The following is a 2,281-nucleotide window of genomic DNA, read 5'->3' as shown; positions in this document are numbered from 1 at the left end:
ACATAATACATAATTTGGTTTAGTGCGCTTCTCTTTGCCTTATGTACTTGCTATTCACGAACTGAAACTATTGGTTTATTTTCATGATTGGAGAAAACATGCAAACAATTTCAAAGAGAATAATTGTAGCAGTACTTCTTTTCGTCTCCGCTGATGCTATGGCGGCCGAAAAGGTAGCTGTGATCAAAGAAACGGCACACGCCTGCAAAATGTTGCGTTCATCATGCCAGATCATCTCTTCCGGGGATGAAATACATGAAGGAGATGTGATTCAAACAGGAAAAGATGGCTATGCCGGATTAAGTTTTAACGATGGTACAACTGTCGCGTTAGATTCCGATAGCAAATTCCAGATCAATAAATATGACTACACGCCGTTAAAGCATAGCTACTCTTTTGACGTTTTATTAAGTCGCGGAGCCGCATTATATTCATCGGGAAGATTAGGAAAACTAGATCCTTCAGCCGTGAAATTTAAAACGCCAACAACAGTTATTGCTGTTCGGGGCACACGATTTCTTGTTTCGACCGATTGAGGCCTATTCCGCGTGAGAAAGAAAATTATATTATCTGCATTGTTATTATTGGCCGGTTGTACGAGCACCAAAGTAACGTTGCTTCCCGATACCACCGGGCATGTCGGGCGTGTCATTGTAAAAAATAACGATAATCAACCCGTTACATTAGACAATTCGGGGCAAACCCTTGTCGATGGTCTTTTGGGAGAACATGAGGGCCAGTTATCTCCTGCTGATGCCCGCCAGCAGCGTCCTGCACTGTTTAAAGCAGAACCGGCGCCACTTGCCAGTGAAATGGTCTGGTTTCCTAATGATTCAGTTGAACCATTATCGACGACAAGCAACCTCATTCGACGCGTCAGAAAAGATTGCCGGCAGCGTAAACCTTGCCAGATAACCATCATCGGCCATACCGATGGCATTGGTAATAACCAATATAATATGCAGCTTTCCCTGCGCCGGGCACAAGTTATCCATGACATGTTATTACATGGGGGATTCCCTCAATCCGCTATGGATATTCGCTATCATGGCCCCTTTGATCCGCTGATTAAAACGCCATCAGGCCGCTCACAGCCTAAAAACAGGCGAGTAGAAATCATGGTGCACTAATATGCCTCTCACAAGTACGAAAAAAAAACGCCGGACCCATGGCGTCATTGGCCTCACCTTTATGGTTATCTGGCTCATTTTTATCGCCACATCCAATCATATCTTTATCTCACTTGAGGATCATCTACAGGAGATATTTAATATTCTTACTCCATACAAGCCGAAAGCCCCTGCCGTGGCGATTGTGGATATTGATGATTTAAGCTTACAGAAAGTTGGCCAATGGCCCTGGCCGCGTTATGTTCTTGGCAATTTGATCAAAGCCACCAGGCAGGAAAAGAGCCAGGTTATTGGCATGGACATTCTTCTTTTAGAACCCGATAGAACGTCACTGAATTATATTCAGCAACGTTATAAAATGGAGTTTGATATGGATATGTTTGTTGTCGGCGTGCCCGAGGGTATGCGCGACAACGATCATTATCTGGCGAGTGTTTTGCGGGATGAAGCCCCTATCGTTGGGGCGACACAACTTATTCTGAGTCGTGCTCGTGATACTCACACTCTTAAACACATTTTTAACACCAGCTTGAACTTACCCTATGCTGAAATGATATTAAAAAATACACCCGAAATCAGATCATCGCTTACACGAGCTGGTTTTGTTAACTTTATCAATGAAGGTGATGGTGTCCTACGTAATATTCCAATGATAATTAACAGCGACGAAGGTAATATCCCATCATTTACTCTTGCCATGTTAATGGAAAAAGAGGGAGTCGACCACTTTTCAATTGAGAAAACCGTCTGGGGACGGGAAATTAATGTCGGTCAATATCATATCCCGGTAGACAATGAAGGTAAGGCCTGGATAAACACAAAGCCAGGTGAAAGTCAGTTCGTTAGCATATCATCCTCAATGATACTCTCCGGACAATCAGATAAAATATCAGCGCCACTCGTTTTGATTGGCTCCTCTTCTGCAGCGCTCCATGACAAAGTCATCATGCCCGCTCACCATGCGATTGCTGGTGTTGGCGCGCATGCGACGATGCTGAACAATATCATGAACAATAACGTCGTGATACATCCATCATGGCTTAAAATATGGGATGTCATCACCTGCATTAGCTTATTGTCAGTAATTAATATACTCTATTTTTTATCGAGCAATTTTACTCGTCGCATTATTATTATTACATCTTTAGTTA

At 43.1% G+C, this 2,281-nt stretch carries 3 protein-coding genes; all 3 read left to right on the top strand.

Features of this window, described 5'->3' with window-relative positions; all coding sequences use genetic code 11:
- Positions 1-98: 98 nt before the first annotated feature.
- Complete coding sequence (locus NNN71_RS24415) at positions 99-536, top strand: FecR family protein (RefSeq protein ID WP_271459559.1); 438 nt, start codon at positions 99-101, stop codon at positions 534-536.
- A gap of 12 nt (positions 537-548) precedes the next feature.
- Positions 549-1,130: an OmpA family protein gene (locus tag NNN71_RS24410; protein ID WP_271459558.1), complete on the top strand. Its 582-nt coding sequence runs from the start codon at positions 549-551 to the stop codon at positions 1,128-1,130.
- 1 nt (position 1,131) lies between these two features.
- On the top strand, positions 1,132-2,281 hold a 1,150-nt coding region (locus NNN71_RS24405; RefSeq protein ID WP_271459557.1), incomplete at its 3' end, for a CHASE2 domain-containing protein.

The sequence above is a fragment of the Kluyvera sp. Awk 3 genome (genome assembly GCF_028069715.1).
Taxonomy (GTDB): domain Bacteria; phylum Pseudomonadota; class Gammaproteobacteria; order Enterobacterales; family Enterobacteriaceae; genus Kluyvera; species Kluyvera georgiana_A.
The sequence above is the reverse complement of the archived record's forward strand: the minus strand, read 5'-3'. Positions and strand labels throughout refer to the sequence as shown.

Coding starts and splice junctions, on each gene's coding strand:
- NNN71_RS24415 (WP_271459559.1), top strand. CDS start 99: ATGCAAACAATTTCAAAGAGAATAATTGTAGCAGTACTTCTTTTCGTC.